The 23,440-nt window shown below is 72.1% G+C and carries 20 protein-coding genes; 16 read left to right on the top strand and 4 right to left on the bottom strand.

Annotation, left to right across the window (positions count from 1 at the left end; genetic code table 11):
* Positions 1-77 precede the first annotated feature (77 nt).
* The 7 genes from ACZ4WV_RS04080 (at position 78) to ACZ4WV_RS04050 (ending at position 7,307) form a co-directional block, all read left to right on the top strand.
* Positions 78-752 (top strand): DUF4097 family beta strand repeat-containing protein, encoded by a 675-nt coding sequence (locus tag ACZ4WV_RS04080; RefSeq protein WP_465742504.1) that lies wholly within the window; start codon positions 78-80, stop codon positions 750-752.
* An 82-nt stretch (positions 753-834) separates the two neighbouring features.
* Positions 835-2,022 carry a sensor histidine kinase gene (locus ACZ4WV_RS04075; RefSeq protein ID WP_465742502.1) on the top strand — a complete coding sequence of 396 codons (1,188 nt, stop codon included), beginning with the start codon at positions 835-837 and terminating at the stop codon, positions 2,020-2,022.
* Complete coding sequence (locus tag ACZ4WV_RS04070) at positions 2,019-2,699, top strand: response regulator (RefSeq protein WP_465742500.1); 681 nt, start codon at positions 2,019-2,021, stop codon at positions 2,697-2,699. The genes ACZ4WV_RS04075 and ACZ4WV_RS04070 overlap by 4 nt, the downstream gene beginning before the upstream one ends.
* Before the next feature lie 137 nt (positions 2,700-2,836).
* A complete protein-coding gene (locus ACZ4WV_RS04065) occupies positions 2,837-3,454 on the top strand; it encodes a hypothetical protein (RefSeq protein WP_465742498.1) in 618 nt (205 codons plus the stop codon).
* Positions 3,455-3,719: 265 nt separating this feature from the next.
* The gene (locus ACZ4WV_RS04060; protein ID WP_465742496.1) at positions 3,720-4,934 is read left to right on the top strand and encodes a cytochrome P450; all 1,215 of its coding nucleotides are present in this window, start codon (positions 3,720-3,722) and stop codon (positions 4,932-4,934) included.
* A gap of 18 nt (positions 4,935-4,952) precedes the next feature.
* The gene (locus ACZ4WV_RS04055; RefSeq protein WP_465742494.1) at positions 4,953-5,951 is read left to right on the top strand and encodes an ADP-ribosylglycohydrolase family protein; all 999 of its coding nucleotides are present in this window, start codon (positions 4,953-4,955) and stop codon (positions 5,949-5,951) included.
* A gap of 48 nt (positions 5,952-5,999) precedes the next feature.
* Complete coding sequence (locus ACZ4WV_RS04050) at positions 6,000-7,307, top strand: serpin family protein (RefSeq protein WP_465742492.1); 1,308 nt, start codon at positions 6,000-6,002, stop codon at positions 7,305-7,307.
* A 42-nt stretch (positions 7,308-7,349) separates the two neighbouring features.
* Here ACZ4WV_RS04050 and ACZ4WV_RS04045 read toward each other — a convergent pair whose 3' ends face one another.
* From ACZ4WV_RS04045 to ACZ4WV_RS04030, 4 genes are all read right to left on the bottom strand, one after another.
* Entirely contained in the window at positions 7,350-8,465 is a 1,116-nt protein-coding gene (locus ACZ4WV_RS04045; RefSeq protein WP_465742490.1) for an ADP-ribosylglycohydrolase family protein, read from the bottom strand.
* 49 nt (positions 8,466-8,514) lie between these two features.
* Complete coding sequence (locus ACZ4WV_RS04040; protein ID WP_465742488.1) at positions 8,515-9,786, bottom strand: DUF2786 domain-containing protein; 1,272 nt, start codon at positions 9,784-9,786, stop codon at positions 8,515-8,517.
* 151 nt (positions 9,787-9,937) lie between these two features.
* Positions 9,938-11,551: a transporter gene (locus tag ACZ4WV_RS04035; protein WP_465742486.1), complete on the bottom strand. Its 1,614-nt coding sequence runs from the start codon at positions 11,549-11,551 to the stop codon at positions 9,938-9,940.
* Positions 11,548-12,441 carry an ABC transporter ATP-binding protein gene (locus ACZ4WV_RS04030; RefSeq protein WP_465742484.1) on the bottom strand — a complete coding sequence of 298 codons (894 nt, stop codon included), beginning with the start codon at positions 12,439-12,441 and terminating at the stop codon, positions 11,548-11,550. Before ACZ4WV_RS04030 ends, ACZ4WV_RS04035 begins: the two co-directional genes overlap by 4 nt.
* A gap of 253 nt (positions 12,442-12,694) precedes the next feature.
* Here ACZ4WV_RS04030 and ACZ4WV_RS04025 point away from each other — a divergent pair, with 253 nt between their 5' ends.
* The 9 genes from ACZ4WV_RS04025 (at position 12,695) to ACZ4WV_RS03985 (ending at position 23,394) form a co-directional block, all read left to right on the top strand.
* Positions 12,695-13,243, top strand: coding sequence for a DUF1707 and DUF4190 domain-containing protein (locus tag ACZ4WV_RS04025; RefSeq protein ID WP_465742482.1), 549 nt, complete (start codon positions 12,695-12,697; stop codon positions 13,241-13,243).
* A gap of 437 nt (positions 13,244-13,680) precedes the next feature.
* Positions 13,681-14,052, top strand: a complete 372-nt coding sequence (gene rpsL / locus ACZ4WV_RS04020; RefSeq protein WP_014144289.1) for a 30S ribosomal protein S12 — start codon at positions 13,681-13,683, stop codon at positions 14,050-14,052.
* A 2-nt stretch (positions 14,053-14,054) separates the two neighbouring features.
* Positions 14,055-14,525 carry a 30S ribosomal protein S7 gene (gene rpsG / locus ACZ4WV_RS04015; RefSeq protein WP_030055803.1) on the top strand — a complete coding sequence of 157 codons (471 nt, stop codon included), beginning with the start codon at positions 14,055-14,057 and terminating at the stop codon, positions 14,523-14,525.
* Positions 14,526-14,564: 39 nt separating this feature from the next.
* Positions 14,565-16,670, top strand: coding sequence for an elongation factor G (gene fusA, locus ACZ4WV_RS04010; RefSeq protein ID WP_465742480.1), 2,106 nt, complete (start codon positions 14,565-14,567; stop codon positions 16,668-16,670).
* Positions 16,671-16,891: 221 nt separating this feature from the next.
* Positions 16,892-18,085, top strand: a complete 1,194-nt coding sequence (gene tuf / locus ACZ4WV_RS04005) for an elongation factor Tu (RefSeq protein WP_465742478.1) — start codon at positions 16,892-16,894, stop codon at positions 18,083-18,085.
* A 189-nt stretch (positions 18,086-18,274) separates the two neighbouring features.
* Positions 18,275-19,234 (top strand): glycosyltransferase family 2 protein, encoded by a 960-nt coding sequence (locus ACZ4WV_RS04000; protein WP_465742476.1) that lies wholly within the window; start codon positions 18,275-18,277, stop codon positions 19,232-19,234.
* On the top strand, positions 19,231-19,677 hold the full coding sequence (locus ACZ4WV_RS03995) for a GtrA family protein (RefSeq protein ID WP_465742474.1): 447 nt from the start codon (positions 19,231-19,233) through the stop codon (positions 19,675-19,677). The genes ACZ4WV_RS04000 and ACZ4WV_RS03995 overlap by 4 nt, the downstream gene beginning before the upstream one ends.
* A 195-nt stretch (positions 19,678-19,872) precedes the next feature.
* Entirely contained in the window at positions 19,873-21,936 is a 2,064-nt protein-coding gene (locus ACZ4WV_RS03990) for a hypothetical protein (RefSeq protein WP_465742472.1), read from the top strand.
* Between the two features lie 135 nt (positions 21,937-22,071).
* On the top strand, positions 22,072-23,394 hold the full coding sequence (locus tag ACZ4WV_RS03985) for a hypothetical protein (RefSeq protein ID WP_465742470.1): 1,323 nt from the start codon (positions 22,072-22,074) through the stop codon (positions 23,392-23,394).
* Positions 23,395-23,440: the final 46 nt, after the last annotated feature.

Below are 23,440 nucleotides of genomic sequence, written 5' to 3'. Positions count from 1 at the left end.
CGACGGGGGAGGCGGCGCGGGGGCGGCCGCGGGAGGCTGCTCGGTGACGGATCAAGGGGCTCGTGAAGGGGGCGGACGTGAAGCGGTTGCTGGGCGCGGTGGCGATCACGGCGGTGGTGGTGCTGGGGATGCAGGGGTGCATACCGGTCTGGGAGTCGGACGAGCACCGGACGGTCGGCTACGGGGTGGCCGAGCAGGTCAAGGAGCTGGTGGTCGAGGGACGCAATGGCGGGGTGGTGGTGACCGGCGGCGGTGACTCGGTGGAGGTCGTCGAGAGGCAGAGCTACCGGGGGGACGCGCCGGAGAGCAGGCACGAGGTGAAGGACGGCGTGCTCACGCTGGGGTACACGTGCGACTCCTGCGGGGTCGGGTACACGGTGCGGGTGCCGGCCGGGACGAAGGTGCGGGTCACGGAGGGCAACGGCGGCATCAAACTGTCCGGGCTGGCCGCCGAGGTGGACGCCACGGTGGGGGACGGCGGGATCGAGGCCACCGGGCTGACGTCCCCGACGGCACACCTCAGCGCGACCGACGGCGGGGTGCGGGCCGACTTCACGGCGGCGCCGAGCACGCTGGACGCCGAGGTCGGCAACGGCGGGATCCGGCTGACGGTGCCGGGCGGCGAGGCGTACACGGTGGACGCCCGGACGCAGTCCGGCGGGACGGACGTGGGCATCCCCTCGCAGCCGGGCGCGGCGCACCACATCACGGCGGTGACGAAGACCGGCGGTGTGACGGTCAAGGGTGCCTGACCGGGCGGTGCCGGAGGTCCTGCCGGTAGGGCATGATCTTCTCCGCGGGGGCGGAGTCCCCGGCCGTGGGGGAGGTACGACGGTGGAGCGCGCGGCGCGTTGGCGGAGCTGGACGGCCGGGCTGAGCCCGTACGTGCTGGACACCTTTCTGACGCTCTGCTCGGTGGCGGTGTCGGTCTGGTCGGTCCACAACGACGACACGGACTGGCCCTGGTGGGTGTACCTGCTGGCGGTGTCCACCTCGCTGTTCCTGCCGTGGCGGCGCCGCGTCTCGCTGGCCGTCCTGGCCGTCGCCAGCGCGCCCTCGCTGGTGCTGTCGGCGGTGGCGCACTCGGCGAATCCGCAGGTGCCGCTGTACGTGGTGATCGGGATGTACACGGTGGCGGAGCGTTTCCCCGACCGGCAGCGCTGGACGGTGCTGGCGGTGGTGGTGGTCGCCAACGTGATCGGCACCCACTCCCCGAACGGCGCGCTGTTCAGCGTGCTCACCTCGGCCGGCTCGTTCGTCTTCGGCTCCCTGGTGCGCGCCCAGCGGCAGTTGGCCCAGGTGCAGGCGGAGCGGGCGCGGGAGGCGGGTGAGCGGGCGGCCACCGAGTCGGCGCGGGCGGTCGCCGTGGAGCGGGCCCGGATCGCCCGGGAGATGCACGACATCCTGGCGCACGCCGTGTCGCTGATGGTCATCCAGGCCGAGGCCGGTCCGCTGGTGGTGCGGGACGATCCGGACCGGGCGATCCGCGCCTTCGACGCCATCGCCGACGCCGGCCGCGATGCGATGGTCCAACTGCGGCGGGTGCTCGGTGTGTTGAAGGACCCGGAGGCGGGGCAGCAGCTGGCCCCGCAGCCGAAGCTGAGCGAGCTCGCCGACGTGGCCGAGCGGGTGCGCCGGGCCGGCCTGGACGTGGAGTTCGAACTCGCCGACGGGCTGGGTGCGCTGCCCGCCGACGTGGAGGCGGCGGCCTACCGGATCGTGCAGGAGGCGCTGACCAACACGGTCAAGCACTCCGGGGCCGACCGGGCCGCCATCCGGGTGCGGCGCTCCCGTGACGTGCTGGAGGTCATGGTCTCCGACAACGGGCGCGGCGTGCCGCTGGGAGCGGACCGTACGGTGGCGGGCTGGTCCGGCGGGCGCGGGCTGGTCGGCATCCGCGAGCGGGCGGCGGCCTGCGGGGGCCGGGCCGAGGCCGGTCCGGGGCCGGAGGGCAGGGGTTTCCTGGTGAGTGTCCGGCTGCCGTTGGGGCCGGCGGGCGTGCTGGAGAGGGTGGGCGGATGACGCCGATACGGGTGGTGGTCGCGGACGACCAGGAGCTGGTGCGGGCCGGCTTCGGGATGATCCTGGACGCGCAGCCGGACATCGAGGTGGTGGCCGAGGCCCGCGACGGCGCCGAGGCGGTCGAGGCGGTGCGCCTGCACGGCCCGGACGTGCTGCTGCTGGACGTCCGGATGCCGGTGATGGACGGGCTGGAGGCGGCCCGCCGGGTGTGCGCGGAGTTCCCGTCCACCAAGGTGATCATGCTGACCACCTTCGACATCGACGACTACGTCTTCGACGCGCTGTACGCGGGCGCCAGCGGCTTCCTGCTCAAGGACGTCCGCCGGGACGACCTGGCGCACGGGGTGCGGATGGTCGCCTCGGGGGAGGCACTGCTCGCGCCGTCCGTGACCAAGCGGCTGATCGGCGAGTTCGCCGCCCGTCGGCCGGGCGGGCTCGAGCGGGCCGTGCGGCCGCCGTCCCGGCTGCTGGAGCAGCTGACCCTGCGCGAGCAGGAGACGCTGCGGCTGATCGCGCGCGGGATGTCCAACGCGGAGATCGCGGCCGAGCTGGTGGTCAGCGAGCACACCGTGAAGACGCACGTCAGCAATGTGCTGGCCAAGCTCGGGCTGCGCGACCGGGTGCACGCGGTGGTGTTCGCGTACGAGGCCGGGGCGGTGGTGGCCGGGGAGTCCTGAGGGCTCCCTCGTACGGGGGAGGGGGAGAGTTCGCCGGTGCGGGCGATCCGTGACGAGGCCCTGGGCCGGGAGGCTTCGAGTGTCGGAACGGACACCACGACCGCCACGAACGCCACGGACACCACGGGAGAACTCGCATGAACGCCCTCCGGGACAGCCGCCTCACCTGCTACGCCGCCGTCGGCGCCCCCGCCCTGATGGCCCTCTACGGCGGCATCCGCCTGGTGCCCGGCTCCCGCGCCCCCGGCCTCGGCTGGACCGCCGGGCACACCGCGATGTTCGCGGGCCTGCTGCTGTTCGTCCCGGTGCTGTTCGGCCTGCGCCGGCTCCTCGCCCCGCGCGGCACCACGGCCGGGCGGCTGGCCGCCAACACCGCGCTGGCGACGGCGCTCACCGGCCTGGCCGCCTCCCTGGTGCAGATCGGGATCGACCTCTGCGTCGGTCTGGCCGCGGCCGGCAAGGAGGAGCAGTCGCGGCTGTTCGACCGCATCCAGAGCGTGCCCGGGGTGCTCCCCGCCGTCTACCAGGTCGGCCCGCTGCTCTTCTACGTCGGCCTGCTGGCCCTGCTGGTCGCCGCCTCGGTCGGCCGGAGCCGGACGCTGCGCTGGTGGAGCCCGGCGCTGATGCTGCTCGGCACCGTCGCCTCGGCCGCCGACCTCGCCTTCATCCCCCTCGCCGCCGCCTGCTACCTCGGCGCCCTCGCCCCGCTCACCCGCCCGGCCCCGGCCCCCGCGCGGCTCGCCATGGCGGCCTGACGGGTCGCTAGGGCGGCCCCTGCCCGTACACCGCGGTGGAGTTCGGTGCGAAGCTGATCATCCTGAACGCCGAGCCGACGCCCTGCGACGAGGCCGCGGCCGAGGTGATCCGGGAGCCGATCTCCGCCGCGCTGCCGGAGCTGGTGCGGCGGCTGGTGGGGAAGGGGCCTGAGAGGCGGGCCGTCGCAAGGGTCTTAAAGCGGGCGCACCGCGTGCGTACGATGACCGTTCCGCCCTCCCCCTCACGGCCTGGAGTGATCGAGCGATGACGACGACGCCGAAGTTCGACCCCTGGTCGGCGGCTTTCGTGGCCCACCCGTACGACGCGTACACCGAGTTGCGCGAGCACGCGCCGGTGACGTACTTCGAGCCGACGAACCAGTGGCTCGTCTCGCGCCACGAGGACGTCAGCGCCCTGCTGCGCGACCGACGGCTCGGCCGCACCTACACCCACCGCTTCAGCCACCAGGAGTTCGGCCGCCCCGAACCCGACCCGGCGCACGAGCCCTTCCACACCCTCAACGACCACGGGCTGCTCGACCTGGAGGCGCCCGACCACACCCGGATCCGCCGCCTCGTCTCCAAGGCCTTCACCCCGCGGATGGTCGAGGGGCTGCGGCCGACCGTCCGGCGCCTCGCGGGCGAACTGGTCGACGGGCTGCTCGCGGCCGGCGGCGGCGACCTGATCGCCGCCGTCGCCGAGCCGCTGCCGGTCGCCGTGATCGCCGAGATGCTCGGCGTCCCGGAGGGCGACCGGCACCTGCTGCGCCCCTGGTCCGCCGACATCACCGGGATGTTCGAGCTCAACCCCACCGAGGAGGCCGCCCGTCGGGCCGTCACCGCGAGCATCGAGTTCTCCGACTACCTGCGCACCCTGATCCGCGAACGCCGCACCACCCCCGGCACCGACCTGATCAGCGCGCTGATCCAGGCCCAGGAGGGCTCCGACGCGCTCAGCGAGCAGGAGATGATCTCCACCTGCGTGCTGCTGCTCAACGCCGGCCACGAGGCGACCGTCAACACCACCGGCAACGGCTGGTGGGCGCTGTTCCGCAACCCCGGCGAACTCGCCCGGCTGCGCGGCGCGGTGGACGAACTGCTGCCCACCGCCGTCGAGGAGCTGATGCGCTGGGACACCCCGCTGCAGATGTTCGAACGCTGGGTGCTGGAGGACATCGAGGTCCGCGGCGTCACCATCCCGCGCGGCGCCGAGATCGCCCTGCTCTTCGGCTCCGCCAACCGCGACCCGGAGCGCTTCGCCGACCCGGACCGCCTCGACCTCGCCCGTAACGACAACCCCCACATCACCTTCGGCGCCGGAATCCACTTCTGCCTCGGCGCCCCCCTTGCCAGACTGGAGCTCACCGAGTCCTACGGCACGCTGCTGCGCCGGGCCCCGGGCCTGCGGCTGGTCCGCGAGCCCGAGTGGAACCCGGGCTACGTGATCCGCGGGCTCAAGGAACTGCTGGTCGAGGTCTGAGACCTGAGGGGGAAAGCCGTGGGCAAGGCGACGGGGGCACTGCTGGGCCTGGCGATCGGGGACGCGATGGGCCGGGTGACCGAGTTCAAGAGCGTCGAGCAGATCGCCGCCGACCACCCGGACTGGCGGCAACTCCCGCTGCCGAAGAAGGCGTTGGTCACCGACGACACCCAGATGACACTCGCCCTCGGCCGCGGTCTGCGCACCGCCCTGGCGCGCGGGCCGCTGACGCCGCTGCGGCTGGAGCGGCCAGTGCGGGAGGAGTTCGTCGACTGGTGGCGCTCCCCGGCGAACAACCGCGCCCCCGGCATGACCTGCCTGCGCGCCTGCCAGCGGCTCAGCCACCCCGAGTACCGCTGGCAGCGGGCCAGCGACACCGGCTCCAAGGGCTGCGGCGCCAACATGCGGGTCGCCCCGGTGGGGCTGATCCGCGACCTGGACGCCCGTCAGCTCTCCGGCGCCGCCCAGCTGCAGTCCGCGCTCACCCACGGCCACCCGACCGCCCTCGCCGCGAGCGACCTCACCGCCTACGCCGTCCGCAAGCTCGCCGAGGGCGTCCCGCCGGCCGAGCTGCCCGCGGCGCTGCGGGCCTACGCGCTGGCGAGCCGCGAACGGTACGACGAGTTCTGGCTCGGCGACCTCGCCACCCACTGGCACGACAGTTCCCCGCAGGCCGCCATGGCACGCGGCTGGGACGACTGCCTCGCCGTCCTCGACCGGTTGGACGCCGGGCTCGCCGCGCCCGACACCGAGGCCGATCCGTGCCTGGCCACCGGCGAGGGCTGGATCGCCGAGGAAGCCTTCGCCACCGGTCTGCTCTGCTTCCTCCTGCTGCCGGACGACCCGGTCGCCGCCGTCCGCCGAGCCGCCTACTCCAGCGGCGACTCCGACTCCCTGGCCTGCCTGACCGGCGCCTTCGCCGGCGCCCACCACGGCGAGGCGGTCTGGCCGGGGGAGTGGGTCGAGCGCATCGAGTACCGGGACGAACTGCTGGCCCTCGGAGCGCTCTGGGACTGATACGCGTCCCGGCGGGAACCCGGGTGCGGGGCGCTGCGTCGAAAGGCCATGACGAACCGCAGCACGCTCGGAAACCACTGCCGTCGCCCGGCGGCGCTGCTCCTCGCCGCCGGGCTCGCCGCACCGCTGGCCGCCGGTTGCGGCAGCACCGGGGCCGCCGCCGGCGGCGAACTGCGGGCCTCCGCACCGGCGAGCCGGCCCGCGGTGGATCCGGCCCAGGTGGCCGCCGCCGCCAGGGGCACCAACGCCTTCGGGCTGGACCTCCTGCACAGCCTCACCGCGGCGCCGGACGGCGCCGGGCGCAACACGGTGGTCTCGCCCGTCGGGCTGGCCACCGCGCTCGCGATGCTGCTCCCCGGGGCCCGGGGAGCGACCGCCGAGGAACTCGCCAAGGCCCTGCACACCGAACTCGACCCGAAGCAGTACGCGCTCGTAGTCGGAGCACTCGACCAGCGGACCGGGAACACTGACCTGCACCAGGCCGACGAGGTCTGGACGCAGCAGGGCTTCCCCGTGGAGCCCGATTACCTGGCGGCGCTCGCCGCCGCCTTCGACGCCGGAGTGCACACCACCGACTTCAAGAAGGACCCGGACGGCAGCCGCAAGGCGGTCAACGCGGCCGTGGAGAAGTCCACCGAGGGGCGGGTCAAGGACCTCTTCGCCTCGGGCCAGATCAACGGTGCCACCCGGCTGGTCCTCACCGACGCGCTCTTCCTCAAGGCGAAGTGGGCCTCGGAGTTCAAGCCCGCGAACACCGCCGACCGGCCCTTCCACAAGCTCGACGGCTCCACCCCGGCCGTCCCGTCGATGAGCCAGACCGGTGAGTTCAAGTACGCGGACGGCTCCGGCGGGATCGCCGGCGAGCCCTGGCAGGCCGTGGAACTCCCCTACGCGGGCGGCACCTTGGCGATGGACCTGATCGTCCCCGCGCAGGGCGGCTTCGCGGCCTTCACCAAGGGGCTGGATCAGCCCCAGCTGGACCGGATCCTCGGCGCCCTCGCCGAGCGGCCCGTCGACCTCCAGCTGCCGCGCTTCCACTTCGACACGTCCAACGAGCTGAGCCCCGCGCTGCGCTCGCTCGGCGTCCACACGGCCTTCGACCAGGCCGACTTCGGTGGCATCGCCAAGGAGCCGCTCGCCGTCAGCGCGGTGGTGCAGAAGGCCACCGTCGAGGTCGACGAGGGGGGTACGGTCGCGGCGGCCGGCAGCGGTGTCGGGGTCGGAGCCGGGGCGGTGCCCGCCCCGCGCGAGCCCGCCCAACTGCACATCGACCGGCCGTTCCTGTTCCTGATCCGGGACACCGCCACCGGCCGGCCGCTGTTCCTCGGCCAGGTCACCGACCCCGGGGCGAAGTAGCCGCTACCAGAATCAGCCCCCACCAAAGGCCAGAAGTAACCCCTACCAGGCGGGGTAGCGTCCGCCGAGCGCCGGGTGCCCCGGGTCGCGGCTGCCGAACAGCACCAGCAGGTCGTCCGCGACCGTCAGCAGCTCGGCCCGGCCCTCGACCGCCCCGGCCCACTCCTCGGGCAGCGCCGAGGCGCCGTACGCGGCCCCGACCAGGTTGCCGCAGACCGCTCCGGCGGAGTCGCTGTCCCCGGAGTGGTTCACCGACAGCAGCAGCGCGGTGCGCACCGGGTCGGGGTCCAGGGTGGCCGCCAGCAGCGCGTACACGGCGATGGCCAGGCACTCCTCGGCGATCCAGCCCAGCCCGACCCGCTCCACCGTCTCCGCCGAGGGCTCCGCCTCCTGGGCCAGCCGGACCGCCCGGGCCAGCGCCTGGACGGTCTCCTTGGACTGCGGCAGCTCGCGGATCTGCTCCACCGTCTCGCCGACCGCCGCCCACGGCTCCGCCCCGGCCGCCAGCCGCTCGACCAGCGCCGCGAAGGCGCCCGCCGCGAGGTAGCCGGTCGGGTGCCCGTGGGTGAGCTGGGCGCACTGCACGGCCAGCCCGAAGGACTGCTCGACACCCAGCCTGGCCAGCCCGAACGGCGCCGAGCGCATCACCGTGCCGCAGCCCTTGGACCCGGGGTTGATCGGCCCCGGGCGCCCGATCGCGGACGGCGTCTCGAACGCCGGGTGCTCGGACACCCCGCTCAGACAGGCGTTGCCCGGCGCCCGCCGCGCGTACAGGAACGGCCGGCCCAGCAGCCAGCCGTCGTACGGGCGCGGCTGCGGTCCGGTGTCCGGAGCGTCCTGGTACTGGGTCCGCAGCCAGCGCCGGTAGGCCCCGTGCACCGCCTCCGGCACGGAGCCGCCGCCGCCCGACCACCCGCGGACGAAACCGCGGATCAGGCCCTCGGCGGTGAACAGCGTCATCTGGGTGTCGTCGGTGACCTGCACCGGGCCGCCGTCCGCGGCCGGCAGCGCCGTCACGCCCTGCGGCCCGAACCGGTCCTGGATCTGGTGGAGTTGCAGGAACTCCACCGGCCAGCCCAACGCGTCGCCGATCGCGCCGCCGAGCAGCGCCCCGCGCACCCGGTCCCGGTATCCCGACTCCGCTGCCGACTCCGTCACGGCGGATCCCCCTTCGTTCGTGGCGGGGTACGTTCTATCAGCCAGGACGTCAGGTGCGGATCTCACCCCGCCCGTGCAGCGCCGCCCGGTCGGCGGCGGCCCGTCCGGCCGCCCAGCCCTCGCCGTCGCTGACCCGGACCCGCTGCGAGACCAGCTTCGGGAACAGCCGGCCCACCTCCTCGTCCACCGCCGCCGAACGGGCGGCCAGCGCGGGCAGCAGCCGCTCGTCCGGCAGCACCTGCTCCTCGGTGCCGTCCTCCCTCAGGTGGCGGCCGGCCGCGGCGGCGCTGGTGGTCCGCTCGGTGGCGGTGGTCAGCCGCTCGCGGATCCGCGCCGCGTACGCGACCAGGAAGGACTGCCGGAACGCCTTGCTGCGCGAATCCCTGCCGGAACCGGCCTTGTTGAGCGCGTGGGTGGCCTGCACCAGCAGCGAGGTGTAGAGCAGCTCGACGCCGTCCAGGTCGCCGTCGAAGCCGATCACGGTGCAGAAGCCGAACTCCTTCGCCCACACCGCCCGGCACCGGTTCGCCGCCGCGACGGCGTCCAGCAGCATCGTCTTCGGGCCCTCGTACGGGTTGTCCACGCCGATCCGCAGCGCCGCCGGGGTGTTCCGGTCGGCCCCGGCCGCGGCCAGCAGCGCCTCGTCGATGCTGTGCTGGGCCATCAGCTGCTGGGCCTTGGCGGTCAGCGCCTCGGCCTCCTCCGGATACTCGGTGGACTCCGCCTTGGCCAGCAGCGCCCGGATCCGCGCCAGCATCCGCGGCTCCCCGGTGACCGGCCCGACGGGGCGCTGCGCTCCCACGGACCGGCCGGGCGCCGGGCCGACCGGGGCGATCGGGGGCAGCCGGCCCCAGCTGCGCAGCAGTTCCAGGACGGCGGTGGCGAGCGCGAAGCGGTCCAGCCGGTGCCGGTGGGCGAAGGCGCCGAGGTACTGCTCGTCGGCCGGCCACCAGACCTCGGTCTCCAGTTCGCGCAGCTGCTCCTGCCAGCGGCGGTCCAGGGCGGCCGCGGGGTGGCGGCGCCCCTCGGCGGCGATCAGGTCCACCGCGAGCGCCAGGTGGACGGGCTTCAGCTGCCGCCGCACCACCCGCACCAGGTCGGCCGGGCGCCAGCCCGCCGACCAGCACCGGCCCACGGCGGTGTCCGCGTACCCGAGCAGCGCCCGGCTGACCGCCGGCCACTGCCCGGCCGAGGCGGCCAGCAGCGAGGCCCCGGTGTCCAGCGCGAGGTCCAGCCCCTCGTCCGGGGCGGTGAGCACCGACCGCACCGCCTGCTCCAGCAGCGGCTCGGCGTCCCCGCCCTGCTGCGCGCGCTTGCCCACGGTGTGTCCCTGCTCTCCTCGACGGCCCGGCCGCTCCGGCCCGACCTCTCCGGCCCATGATGCCGGAGCGGCCGTGGTGAGCGGCGAGGCCGCCGTGGTGACCGGCGACGCCGTCGGGGTCCCCGGCGAGGCCGCCGGGGGGGGGTGACCGCTAACGCTCGATCGCCTTGGCCAGGATCTCCGGGGTGCGCTCCAGCAGCCGGGCGGCCGCCAGCCGGATGCCCAGGACGGCGACCAGGCCGCCGTAGAGCGGGCCGAGCGGCAGCACCGGCCAGGTCGGTCCGTCCGAGCTCAGCGCCCACAGCAGGTAGCCGCCGACCGGCAGGGCGAGCAGTGCGACGCCGACCATCGAGCCGAACTGGTTGAGCAGGATCAGCCCGCCCTGCCCCGGGGCGGCGTTGCGCATCGGGTTGCTGTCGGCGGGCATGGTGTACGGCGCGAGCACGCTGAACACCGAGCCGAGCGCGACACCGCAGCCGAGCATCGCCAGCGCGAGGCCGAGGGCGGACGGCAGCCCGGCCCAGTCGCTGGTGACGGTGGCCAGCACCAGCCCGAGCACCGCCGTGACCGGCACGGCGTACGAGAGCACCGCGTACGCCCGGCCGCGCAACTCGTCCCGGGCGTCGGCCGGGGTGCGCAGGGTGGCGGCGACCATCCAGAACGCCGAGCCGTCCATGCCGAACAGGTTGAGCATCTGCAGCCCGAGGAAGGTCCCGGTCATCGCCAGCAGGTAGACGCTCGACCAGCCCTGGACCATCGACAGCACGGAGATCACCAGCGTCATCCCGATGCTGGTGAACAGCGCGGCCTTGGCCCGCGGCTCGCGCCAGGCGTACCGCAGGTGACGCTGCATCACCGCGCCGGTGCGGCCCTCGGGCAGGAAGCGCGGGCCGCGCGACGCCTGCACTCCGCGGGCCACCTCCAGGGTGGAGGAGTCGGCGGTGACCATCAGCTCCTGCAGGCTGCCGCGCCACCAGCGCAGCAGCAGGCCCAGCAGCACCCCGGCCGCGACCAGTTGCAGCAGCGCCAGGGCGTAGCGGCCCTCGCCCGCGGTGTGGGTGGCGTCGGCCGCGCTGATCGGCGGTATCCAGCGCAGCACCGCGGCGATGGGCTTGAGCGGGCTGAGGTCGAGCGGCCCGCCGTGGCGGCCGAGGATGCTCTGCGAGCCGACGTTGGCGGCCTGGACCAGCAGCGCGAAGGCCAGTCCGCCGAAGATCGCGAAGTCCTTGCCGCGCCGGCTGGAGAGCATCCGGGCGTTGCCGGCCGCGACCGCCCGGGAGAGCGTGACCAGGCAGAGCACCGCGAGCGGCACCCCGACCACCGCAGCCGCGGCCGAGGCGCGCCCCTGGGCGCCGGACAGCGCGGCGCCGGTCACCAGCACCAGGCTGATCAGCGGACCGGGCCCGATCAGCGCGGCCAGCAGGGAGCCGCGCAGCAGCGGTCCGGGCCGCAGCGGCAGCATGGTGAGCCGGGTCGGGTCGGCGCTCTCGTCGCTGGAGAACAGGAACAGCGGCAGGGCGGCCCAGCCGAGGGTGAGCACACCGAGCAGCACCACTCCGGCGTCCGCGGAGCCGGTGTAGCGCCCGTTGAGCATCGCCATCGCGAAGGCGATGCCGCCGGCGAAGGCCAGGCCGACGACGCCGCCGATCACGTACACGGCGGTACGGCCGGGGCTGCGGCGCAGCCCGTTGCGCAGCAGGCGCAGCTTGAGCGCCACCAGGGCGCGGACCACCGTCCGCCCGTCGGGCACCGCGGCCGCGGTCACCGGGTGCCGCCGGGCCGGCCGTCCACGGACTGCCCGTTTCTGGCCGTACCGCTGTCGGTCTGGGCGGTCTGCGCGGTCTGCGCGGTCTGCCCGCCGCCGAGCCAGCCGAGCGCCAGGCCGTCGTCCTCGCGGACGCCGATCAGGTCGAGGAAGGCCTCGTGCAGGCTGCGCCCGCCCCGGACGGTGTCCAGCGGGCCCTGGGCGATCACCCGGCCGGCGTTGATCACCGCGACCCAGTCGCAGAGCTGCTCGACCAGCTCCATCACGTGGCTGGAGAAGACCACGGTGGAACCCGCCGCCGCGTACCGCTTGAGCACGCCCCGGATGGTCTGGGCGGAGACCGGGTCGACGCCCTCGAAGGGCTCGTCCAGGAACAGCACGTCGGGGTTGTGCAGCAGCGCGGCGGCCAGGCCGATCTTCTTGCGCATGCCGGTGGAGTAGTCGGCGACCAGCTTGTCGGCGTCCCGGCCGAGGTCCAGGACGGTCAGCAGTTCCTCGGCGCGGCGGTCGACCTCGGCGCCGGGCAGGCCGCGCAGGCGGCCGGTGTACTGCAGCAGTTCGCGCCCGCTGAGCCGCTCGAACATCCGCAGGCCCTCGGGCAGGATGCCGATCCGGGCCTTGACCGTGACCGGGTCGGCCCACACGTCGGTGCCGTGTACCAGCACGGTGCCCTGGTCGGGCCGGAGCAGGCCGGTGACCATGGACAGCGTCGTGGTCTTGCCCGCGCCGTTCGGCCCGACCAGGCCGACGAACGCCCCGGCGGGCAGTTCGAGGCTGAGGCCGGCCACGGCGGCCTGACTGCCGAAGTGCTTCCACAGTCCCTGGATGCTGACGGCGGACGGGGTGCCCGGTCCGGGGTGTCCGGAGGGCGGCGGTACTGACGCCTGCATGGCGGCCTTCTTTTGTCTGCGCTCGTGAGCGGCTGGTCGGACGGTCGTCCGGGGGCCAGCCTGTCACCGCCCGAACGGGCTGTCGCCCACTTTGAGGATCCCCTGAGCGTGTCCGCCGAACGGGTGAGCACCCGCCCGGTCCGGGCCGCGGAGGCCGGTGGGCCGATTCGGCAACTACTCAGCACCCGCTGTCGTCCTGCACTATGAGGAACAGTGAGCGCGCGCCGGGGCGCCGCGGTGCGGGAGGTGGCGGATGTCCGTTCAACCGTGGGGCGAGTCCCGTCCCGGGCATCGGCACGGTCAGCCGCCGCGGGTGCCCGGCTGGCAGCAGCCGGCGCCCTCCCCGCAGGCCGCGATGCGGGCGAGCCACACGGACCGTGACCGGACGGTCGACGTGCTGAAGGCCGGCTTCGCCGAGGGGCGGCTGTCCGCCGAGGAGTACGAGGAGCGCCACGAGGCCGCGTCCCGGGCGCGCACCTACGGCGAGCTGGCCGCGCTGGTGGCCGACCTGCCGGCCGGCCCGATGGTGGCGCCCCCGCTCCTGGCCGCGAAGCCCGTCCCGGCGACCTTCCTGCCGCCGCCCCCGGTGCCGCAGGTCCGCCCCACCAGCGTGCTGGCGGTGGTCTCCGTGGTGTGCAGCCTGACCTTCCTGTCGCTGCCCGCGGTGGTCACCGGCCACATCGCCCGGGCGCAGATCCGCGAGCGCCACCTGAACGGGGACGCGGCGGCCGTCGTCGGCCTGGTCCTCGGCTACCTGGGCTGCGCGTTCTGGACGCTGATGATCCTGCTCGGCACCGCGTAGCCCGCCGGGGTGCCGCCGCCGGGCGGGTGGCGTGGCCGCCGTCCGCTGGCGGGTGGTCGCCGGCTGTGGTAGAGCGGGTGGAGGCGGCCCGACACCGGCCGGTCGCGTACGGGACACCGGGGCGACACCCGGCCGAAGGCCGCGACCTGCGGCGTTGCATTTGTTTTGACCGAGCCCGATGCGCTAGGTACGCTCTGACCTTGTGCCTGGGGTGTCCCCGGGTCCTTGTGCGTGCATGCACACCGGTCGCCGCGCCGAGCCGGAGCGCCTCCCAGCGCGCCGCGCGTAGAGCGCCGTCGCTGTACATCAGCTCATGGGATTCCGTGTCGGAATAGCCCAACACACCCGACCGCGTGGGTCGACCACGGGGCCGTGTGTGAAGGAAGACACCGCAGGTTAGTTCCACCAAGCCTTGGCACACAGAAAACGGAGAAACGGTGCCTACGATCCAGCAGCTGGTCCGAAAGGGCCGGCAGGACAAGGTCGAGAAGAACAAGACTCCCGCGCTGAAGGGTTCCCCGCAGCGCCGTGGGGTCTGCACGCGTGTGTACACGACCACCCCGAAGAAGCCGAACTCGGCTCTTCGTAAGGTCGCCCGTGTGCGCCTCACCAGCGGGATCGAGGTCACCGCTTACATCCCGGGCGAGGGCCACAACCTGCAGGAGCACTCCATCGTGCTGGTGCGCGGTGGTCGTGTGAAGGACCTTCCTGGTGTCCGCTACAAGATCATCCGCGGTTCGCTCGACACCCAGGGTGTCAAGAACCGCAAGCAGGCTCGCAGCCGCTACGGCGCCAAGAAGGAGAAGTAAGAATGCCTCGTAAGGGCCCCGCCCCGAAGCGCCCGGTCATCATCGACCCGGTCTACGGCTCCCCGGTCGTCACCCAGCTGGTCAACAAGATCCTGCTGCACGGCAAGCGTTCCACCGCCGAGCGGATCGTGTACGGCGCCCTGGAGGGCGTCCGCGAGAAGACCGGCTCGGACCCGGTCGTCACGCTGAAGCGTGCGCTGGAGAACGTCAAGCCGGCCCTCGAGGTCAAGTCCCGCCGTGTCGGTGGCGCGACCTACCAGGTTCCGGTCGAGGTCCGTCCGGGCCGCGCCAGCACCCTGGCGCTGCGCTGGATGGTGGGCTACTCGCGCGCCCGTCGCGAGAAGACCATGACCGAGCGCCTGATGAACGAGATCCTCGACGCCAGCAACGGCCTGGGCGCTTCCGTGAAGCGTCGTGAGGACACTCACAAGATGGCCGAGTCCAACAAGGCCTTCGCGCACTACCGCTGGTAGTCCGTACCCCGTCACTAGACAGAGAGAGAACGAGCCACCATGGCTGCAACCTCCCTTGACCTCGCCAGGGTCCGCAACATCGGGATCATGGCGCACATCGACGCGGGCAAGACCACCACCACCGAGCGGATCCTGTTCTACACCGGTGTCTCGTACAAGATCGGTGAGGTCCACGATGGCGCTGCCACCATGGACTGGATGGAGCAGGAGCAGGAGCGCGGCATCACGATCACGTCGGCCGCGACGACCTGCCACTGGACGGTCGACGGCGTCGACAACACCATCAACATCATCGACACCCCGGGTCACGTCGACTTCACCGTCGAGGTGGAGCGTTCGCTGCGCGTCCTCGACGGTGCCGTGACGGTGTTCGACGGTGTCGCCGGTGTCGAGCCCCAGTCCGAGACCGTGTGGCGGCAGGCTGACCGCTACGGCGTCCCGCGCATCTGCTTCATCAACAAGCTGGACCGCACGGGCGCGAACTTCTTCTTCTGCGTGAAGACCATCGTGGACCGCCTCGGCGCGACCCCGCTGGTCATGCAGCTCCCGATCGGTGCCGAGGCGGACTTCAAGGGCGTTGTCGACCTTGTCCGCATGAAGGCGCTGGTCTGGTCGGCCGAGGCCGCCAAGGGCGAGATGTACGACGTCGTCGACATCCCGGCCGACCTGGTGGACCAGGCCGAGGAGTACCGCGAGCAGCTGATCGACACCGTCTCGAACGTCAGCGACGAGGTCATGGAGCTCGCCCTGGAGGGCGAGGAGATCCCGATCGAGCTGCTGCAGGACGCGATCCGCAAGGGCACGCTGAACTCGGACTTCACCCCGATCTTCTGTGGCACCGCGTTCAAGAACAAGGGCGTTCAGCCCCTGCTCGACGCCGTCGTCAAGTACCTGCCGTCGCCGCTGGACATCGAGTCCATCGAGGGCACGAAGCCGAACGACCCGGAGACCAAGATCTCCCGTAAGGCTTCGGACGACGAGCCGCTGGCCGCGCTGGCGTTCAAGATCATGTCCGACCCGCACCTGGGCAAGCTCACCTTCGTCCGGATCTACTCCGGTCGCCTGGAGTCCGGCACCTCCGTGCTGAACGCCGTGAAGGGCAAGAAGGAGCGCATCGGCAAGATCTACCGCATGCACGCCAACAAGCGTGAGGAGATCGAGTCGGTGGGCGCCGGCGACATCGTCGCCGTCATGGGCCTGAAGCAGACCACCACCGGTGAGACGCTGGCCGACGAGAAGAACCCGGTCATCCTGGAGTCCATGGACTTCCCGGCCCCGGTCATCCGCGTCGCCATCGAGCCCAAGTCCAAGGGTGACCAGGAGAAGCTGGGTGTCGCCATCCAGCGTCTCGCCGAGGAGGACCCGTCCTTCCAGGTCAACACGGACGAGGAGACCGGCCAGACCATCATCGCGGGTATGGGCGAGCTGCACCTCGAGGTGCTGGTCGACCGTATGAAGCGTGAGTTCAAGGTCGAGGCCAACGTCGGCAAGCCGCAGGTCGCGTACCGCGAGACGATCCGTCAGGCCGTCGAGCGCATCGACTACACCCACAAGAAGCAGACCGGTGGTTCCGGTCAGTTCGCCAAGGTGCAGATCGCGATCGAGCCGCTCGAGCAGGCCGAGGGCTACGAGTTCGTCAACAAGGTCACCGGTGGCCGCGTGCCGAAGGAGTACATCCCCTCGGTCGACGCCGGTTGCCAGGAGGCCATGGAGTTCGGTGTCCTCGCCGGTTACCCGCTCCAGGGTGTCCGCGTGAGCCTGCTCGACGGCCAGTCCCACGACGTCGACTCCTCCGAGCTCGCGTTCAAGATCGCCGGTTCGATGGCCTTCAAGGAAGGCGCCAAGAAGGCCAAGCCGGTCCTTCTTGAGCCGATGATGGCCGTCGAGGTCACCACGCCCGAGGACTACATGGGCGACGTGATCGGTGACATCAACTCTCGCCGTGGCCAGATCCGGTCCATGGACGAGCGTCACGGTGCCCGCGTCGTCACGGCGCTGGTGCCCCTCTCCGAGATGTTCGGCTACGTCGGTGACCTGCGCAGCAAGACCTCTGGTCGCGCCAGCTACTCGATGCAGTTCGACTCGTACGCCGAGGTCCCCAAGGCCGTGGCTGAGGAGATCATCGCCAAGTCCAAGGGCGAGTGAGGTCCGGCACTGCCGGCTTCAGGATCAGTCCGACATTCGGGATGATTCCGACCCCTTAGGCTATTAGGAGGCGACCCGGGAGGATCCGCACGGATTCTCCCGGGGCCTCCGGCCCCCACCCGCGGGACGGTACGAGGTGCTTGCGGCACCACGGACCCAGCCCGATCAAAGACCAACTGACGTCAGCACGGCGTACAGGAACTGTCCTCAGGAGGACTGCAGTGGCGAAGGCGAAGTTCGAGCGGACGAAGCCCCACGTCAACATCGGCACCATCGGTCACATCGACCACGGTAAGACGACCCTTACCGCGGCCATCACCAAGGTGCTGCACGACGCGTACCCGGAGATCAACCCCTTCACGCCGTTCGACCAGATCGACAAGGCGCCGGAGGAGCGGCAGCGCGGTATCACCATCTCGATCGCGCACGTCGAGTACCAGACCGAGGCGCGTCACTACGCCCACGTCGACTGCCCGGGTCACGCGGACTACATCAAGAACATGATCACCGGTGCGGCCCAGATGGACGGTGCGATCCTCGTCGTCGCCGCCACCGACGGCCCGATGCCGCAGACCAAGGAGCACGTCCTCCTGGCCCGCCAGGTCGGCGTCCCCTACATCGTCGTCGCCCTGAACAAGGCCGACATGGTGGACGACGAGGAGATCCTGGAGCTCGTCGAGCTCGAGGTCCGCGAGCTGCTCTCCGAGTACGAGTTCCCGGGCGACGACCTGCCGGTCGTGCGCGTCTCCGCCCTGAAGGCCCTCGAGGGCGACAAGGAGTGGGGCGAGAAGCTCCTCGGCCTCATGCACGCGGTCGACGAGAGCATCCCCACCCCGGCCCGCGCCGTGGACCAGCCGTTCCTGATGCCGATCGAGGACGTCTTCACGATCACCGGTCGTGGCACCGTCGTCACCGGTCGCATCGAGCGCGGCATCCTCAAGGTCAACGAGACCGTCGACATCATCGGCATCAAGACCGAGAAGACCACCACCACGGTCACCGGCATCGAGATGTTCCGCAAGCTGCTCGACGAGGGCCAGGCCGGCGAGAACGTCGGTCTGCTCCTCCGTGGCATCAAGCGCGAGGACGTCGAGCGCGGCCAGGTCATCATCAAGCCGGGTTCGGTCACGCCGCACACCGACTTCGAGGCCCAGGCCTACATCCTGTCGAAGGACGAGGGTGGCCGCCACACCCCGTTCTTCAACAACTACCGCCCGCAGTTCTACTTCCGTACCACGGACGTGACCGGCGTCGTGACCCTCCCCGAGGGCACCGAGATGGTCATGCCGGGCGACAACACCGCCATGACCGTCGCGCTGATCCAGCCCGTCGCCATGGAGGAGGGCCTGAAGTTCGCCATCCGTGAGGGTGGCCGCACCGTCGGCGCCGGCCAGGTCACCAAGATCGTCAAGTAATTGACGCTCTGACCTGTCCTACCTCGTCAGGCCAGTCCGAAGGGCCCCACGCACCGCGGGTGCGTGGGGCCCTTCGGCGTCTCACACGGCGCTCACCTGCGTGCCCTTGCTCTTACGGACAGCTCATGGCCGACTGTTATGGTCGGCTCACCATCCAGCCCCGCCGTCGCGGAAAGTGGGACCCAAGTCATGTCTACGGCACCGCTGCTCTCGGTCGTGATGCCGATCTACAACGAGCAGGAGGCGCTTCCGCTGACCGTCGAGCGGCTGCGTCCGATCCTGGACGGGCTGGGGGTCTCGTACGAGGTCGTGGGCGTCGACGACGGCAGCCGGGACGCCACGCCCGTCCTGATGCAGAAGATCCGGCAGGACTGGCCGGAGTTCCGCATCGTCCGCTTCGCCCGCAACTCGGGGCACCAGGCGGCGCTCACCGCAGGTATCCACCGGGCGCTCGGCGACTACGTGGTGAGCATCGACGCCGACCTCCAGGACCCGCCGGAGAAGATCCCGGAGATGCTCGGCCTCGCCCGTGAGCAGAGCCTCGACGTGGTCTACGGCGTGCGCGGGGACCGCGGCACCGACACCGTGTTCAAGCGCCGCACCGCCGGCGCGTACTACTGGCTGATGCGCAAGCTCGTCGGCAAGCGGATGCCCAACCAGGCCGGCGACTTCCGGCTGCTCAGCCGCGCCGCCGTGGACGCCCTCAAGCAGCTGCCCGAGCACCAGCCCGTCTACCGGCTGCTGGTGCCGTGGCTGGGCTTCCCCAGCGGCGAGGTGGTGTACGTCCGCGAGGAGCGGGTGGCCGGCGGCACCCACTACCCGCTCTCCAAGATGGTGCGGCTCGCGCTGGACAGCATCACCAACTTCTCCGCCGCCCCGCTGCGGCTGGCCACCTACCTCGGCCTGGTCAGCTTCGTGGTCTGCATCGCTCTCGCGATCCACGCCACCGTCTCGTACGCGTTCGGGTCGACCGTGCCCGGCTGGTCCTCGCTGTACATAGGGATGCTCTTCCTCGGAGGCGTCCAGCTGATCTGCGTCGGACTGCTGGGGGAGTACGTCGGCCGGATCTACTCGGCGGTACAGGCCCGGCCGACCTACTTCGTCGGGTACGACTCGGCCGAGGACGACGAGCGGGGGCCCGGGCGGTGACGCTGACCGGGGAGCCCGCCGAGCCCGCCCCGGGGAGCCGTCGGCAACTGCCGTCCTTCCTGGTCATCGGCGTCCTCAGCACCCTCTTCTACCTGGGGCTGTTCGTCGCCGCGCGGTGGTTCACCGATCCCCAGGCGGCGAACCTGATCGCCCTGGCGGTCAGCGCGGTGGCCAACACGGCGGCCAACCGCCGCTTCACCTTCGGCGTCGTCGGCTCCCGGGGCATGGTCCGCCACCAGTTGCAGGGCGCGGTGGCGTTCCTCATCGGGCTCGGCCTCAGCTCCGGGGTCCTCGCCCTGCTGGCGCGGGTGCTGCCGGACGCCTCCCGGCCGGTCGAGGTGGCCGGGCTGATCGCCGCCAACGGGCTGGCCACGGTGGCCCGCTTCGTGCTGCTGAAGGTCTGGGTCTTCCGGGCCCGGGAGTCCGGCCCGTCCCAGTCCTGAGCAGTAGACGTCCCGCGGGGAGCGCGAGGCCGGCCGGTGGCGCGCGGGCGGCCCGAGCGCGGGCCCTGGACCGTCGGCGCCGACGGCACCCTCGGTATGCTGGGCGCTTGCAGCCTGCCCGCAGACGGTAGAGGAAGTCCGGACCCGTAAAGGGGGGAGACGGGCGGCAGGGACTTGACCGGAGGGGCACGGCACGTGTCGACCGTACACAGCTCGCCCGACAGCGGGATCCATCGTCCGACCGCCCCGCCCGGGCCACGGCCCTCCGGCCACGGACGGCCGCGGCGAAACCCGCTCGTCCTGCTCGGTGGGCTCGCCCTGTCCTGGCTGCTGCCGACCGGCCTGATCGCGCTCCACCTGGGCGTGGTGCTGCTGCCGCTGCTACTGCTCGCCGTCGCCGCCGTGATCCGGGTCGGCGGCGTGCTGCTCGACCGGCTCTTCGTCGCGGGGCTGATCCTGGCCGGCGCCGTGCTGACCTTCGGCCTGGTCTTCTCGCTCTGGCCCTGGGGCCTCTCGCCGGTGGCCACCACGGGCGTGATGTTCACCGTCCTCACGACGGTGGCCTGGGCCGCCCGGCGCGCCCCCAGGCTGCCGCTGCGCTTCCGCTGGTCCGACCTGCTGCTGCTGGGCACCTTCGCCGGTTTCTGCCACTACCTGTTCCACCCCGTCGCCGGGGCCTCGGCGGCCGAGCGGGTCGCCTACTTCGCCACGTCGGAGGACCGGCTCGCGCACTTCTCCTTCTTCTCCGGCATCGAGGGCGTCGGCGGCTTCAACTTCCTCCACCAGGAAGCCGCCAGGGCCTACCTGATCCCGCCGTCCGAGGTGACGTACCCCCAGGGTTCGCACTTCCTGCTGGCCTGGACCGACACGCTGGTCCACTCCGCCGCAGACCCGGGCGAGATGCTCCAGACCATGAACCGGTACTTCCTGTACCTGCTGGTGGCGTACGCGCTGTTCTGCACGGCGCTGGTCTGGGCGGCCCGGTGGATCGGCGGGCCGCGGCTGCGCGGCTGGCGGGCCGCGTTGGTCTGCGCGACCGTCGGCTCGATCATGCTCGCCAGCAACTACCTGGACCTGCTGACCCACGGCTTCGACTCGACGTTCATCGGGCTGCTGCTGATCGCGCTCGCCCTGGCGGTGCTGATCCGGCCGGCGATGGGCTTCACCGAGTTCCTGCTGGTCGCCGCCGCCGGACTGATCACCGTCACCTACACCTACAACATCTACGGCGCGTTCGTCGGCGTGGCGCTGCTGGGCGCGCTGGTCGTACACCGGCGCAGGTTCGCCGGGCGCTGGTGGTGGACGCTCGGCACGCTGGCCTGCGCCCTGGGCGTGGCCGCGCTGCCGAGCGCCCTCTCCGTGCTGGGCGACCTCGACGTGGCCAGCGCCTCGAACATGAGCGGCCCGAGCGTCAGCGCGGACCGCTCGATCCTGATCGGCGGCGGGCTGCTCGGCCTGCTGGCCGCGGCCATGCCGCGCAACCGCCGCACCGCCACCGGCCAGGCGCACCTGGCGGTGCTGCTCGGCACCGGCGCGCTGCTGAGCGCCTTCGCCGCCTACCAACTGCACACCATCGGCAGGTACTCGTACTACTTCCACAAGATGACGGCCGTCGGCGTCGTGGTCGCCCTGATCTCGATCGGCGCGGTCGGGGCCGTCCTGCAGACGTCGTACCGGGGAGCCGGCCGGGCCCTGACCCGGCGGCTGGGCGAGCTGGTGCTCTCCGGCCTGGGCGTCGCCGCCGCGCTCAGCCTCTTCGCCAACGTGCAGTGGGGCTTCCTGACCACCGACGACGCTCCGTCCGCCTGGTCCGGCAACCCGCTGGTGGTCTGGGGCCGTGGCGAGTTCGAGAGCGACATGGGCCCCGAGGGCGCCGAGGCGCTGACCGCCCTGCGCAGTGACGGACCGGTGGTCGCGCTGGTCTCCAATGACGACTACAAGAACCTCAAGGCCACCTGGCTCGCCTCGCTGCTGAACCGGCGCGGTGGCGACATGAAGGCGCTGTACGACGTCCACTGGGTCGACATCGGCGGCCCGCAGGTGAAGGAGGAGGACTACCAGCGCTCGTTCGCCAAGCTCAAGGGCGCACTCCAGCAGCTCCCCGCGGCGCGCACCGCGCCCAAGATCCTCACCGCCGACCGGTCCGTGGGTGACCGGATCAAGCGGGACCTGGCCAAGCAGGGGCTGACGGTCAACGTGGTGAGCGATCCGGGCATCCTCTGGACCCAGCCGTGGGGCCGCACCTTCCCCGGCGGCTGATATGTCGTCGGATGCGGGGTCCGCGGGCACCGGGCGTTCACGGCCACCCGCTACTATTCACAGCAATCGCACGGCCTGGCCGGCCTCGTGCGGAAACGTGTGGCTCGGCCGGCCGGTGAATTCGGTGGTCATGTGATGAAGAACCCGATCGCCAAGCTGCTTGGGGTACTTCCCCCGGGGGCGCGGCTCGTGGTCGGTGGCACGGTCGTGCTCGGAGCCTCGGCGTACGTGTACATGGCGCTCGTGGGCTACAGCCTGAGCACCGTCGGCGCGGCCAGGGTGACGATGCTCTGGACCATCGTGATGTCCGTGGGGTGGGGACTCTTCCAGCCGGTCGAGCTGGAGCTGACCCGGCTGGTGGCCGCCCGCAAGGTGGCCGGGCACGGGGCGCTGCCCGCGGTACGGCGCATGCTGCTGCTGGCCATGGCGATCCTGGTCGCGGTCTGCGCGCTGCTGGCGGCCGGCGCCGGCCCGATCGCCGACCAGCTGTTCAGCGGCGACCGGACGCTGGTGGTCGCCCTGGCCGGCGGCCTGGCCGGTCTCGCGGTGAGTTCGGTCGCCCGCGGCGCGCTGGCCGGCCTCGGCCTGTTCGGGCCGTACGGCACCCAGCTGGCCGTCGACGGCGGGCTGCGCATCGGACTGGCCGGGGTGGCGGCGGCGGCCGGGCTGCACTCCGCGCTGGCCTTCGGTCTCATCCTCTTCGTCTCCCCGCTGGCCGCCTCGCTGATCGGCCTGCGCGACACCCTCGCGGACCGCACGCCGGGGCCGGAGGTGTCCTGGAAGCAGCTCACCAGCGGGCTCGGCCTGCTGATCGCCTCGGTCATGCTCAGCCAGCTGGTGGTCAACGCGACCGTGGTCTGCGTGCGCCTGCTCGCGCCGAAGCACTCCGAGGCCTCCGACGCCCTGGTCTTCGCGATCGGCCAGGCGGTGGTGATGGCCCGGGCGCCGCTGTTCGCCTACAGCGCCCTGCAGGCCTCGATGGTCTCCGCGCTCTCCGGCGCCGCCGCGGCCGGCGACCACGCCGAGTTCCGCAAGGTGCTGACCCGCACCACCGCGATCGTCGCCGCGATGTGCATCGGCGGCGGGCTGCCGGTGATCGTGCTCGGCGCCAAGCTCAACCCGCTGCTGTTCAACGCCAAGGACGTGCTCGGACCGCTGGACTTCCTCTGGCTGGTGTTCGGGACGCTCTGCTACGTCCTGGCGACGGTCTTCGGCCAGGCGCTGATGTCGAGCGCGCAGCACCGCCGTCAACTGGTGGGCTGGACCGCCGGTTCCGTAGCATTGGTGGCTGTCGCGCTGACGCCGGGCGACGTCGGTCTCCGTGCGGAGCTCGCGTACCTGGCGGGGTCGCTGGTCAGTGCCGTCCTGATGCTGTGGTCGCTGTACCGCGCATTCCCCTCCCGCCCCGCCGCCGACCCGGCCGACCGGACCGCGGCAGAGCCGCTGCGGACCTCCTGAGGGGCGGGGGACCGGACTGTGATCGGCCGACGCTCATGACCATCAT

Source organism: Kitasatospora sp. NPDC029312, from assembly GCF_055569215.1.
This window is presented reverse-complemented; position numbering and strand designations above follow the sequence as displayed.

Bases quoted from the DNA above. Each gene is read 5' to 3' on its own strand.
- fusA (WP_465742480.1), top strand. From the start codon at position 14,565: ATGGCTGCAACCTCCCTTGACCTCGCCAGGGTCCGCAACATCGGGATC.
- ACZ4WV_RS04065 (WP_465742498.1), top strand. From the start codon at position 2,837: ATGAACGCCCTCCGGGACAGCCGCCTCACCTGCTACGCCGCCGTCGGC.
- ACZ4WV_RS03985 (WP_465742470.1), top strand. From the start codon at position 22,072: ATGAAGAACCCGATCGCCAAGCTGCTTGGGGTACTTCCCCCGGGGGCG.
- ACZ4WV_RS04060 (WP_465742496.1), top strand. From the start codon at position 3,720: ATGACGACGACGCCGAAGTTCGACCCCTGGTCGGCGGCTTTCGTGGCC.
- rpsG (WP_030055803.1), top strand. From the start codon at position 14,055: ATGCCTCGTAAGGGCCCCGCCCCGAAGCGCCCGGTCATCATCGACCCG.
- ACZ4WV_RS04030 (WP_465742484.1), bottom strand. From the start codon at position 12,441: ATGCAGGCGTCAGTACCGCCGCCCTCCGGACACCCCGGACCGGGCACC.
- ACZ4WV_RS04000 (WP_465742476.1), top strand. From the start codon at position 18,275: ATGTCTACGGCACCGCTGCTCTCGGTCGTGATGCCGATCTACAACGAG.
- ACZ4WV_RS04050 (WP_465742492.1), top strand. From the start codon at position 6,000: ATGACGAACCGCAGCACGCTCGGAAACCACTGCCGTCGCCCGGCGGCG.
- ACZ4WV_RS04070 (WP_465742500.1), top strand. From the start codon at position 2,019: ATGACGCCGATACGGGTGGTGGTCGCGGACGACCAGGAGCTGGTGCGG.
- ACZ4WV_RS04025 (WP_465742482.1), top strand. From the start codon at position 12,695: ATGTCCGTTCAACCGTGGGGCGAGTCCCGTCCCGGGCATCGGCACGGT.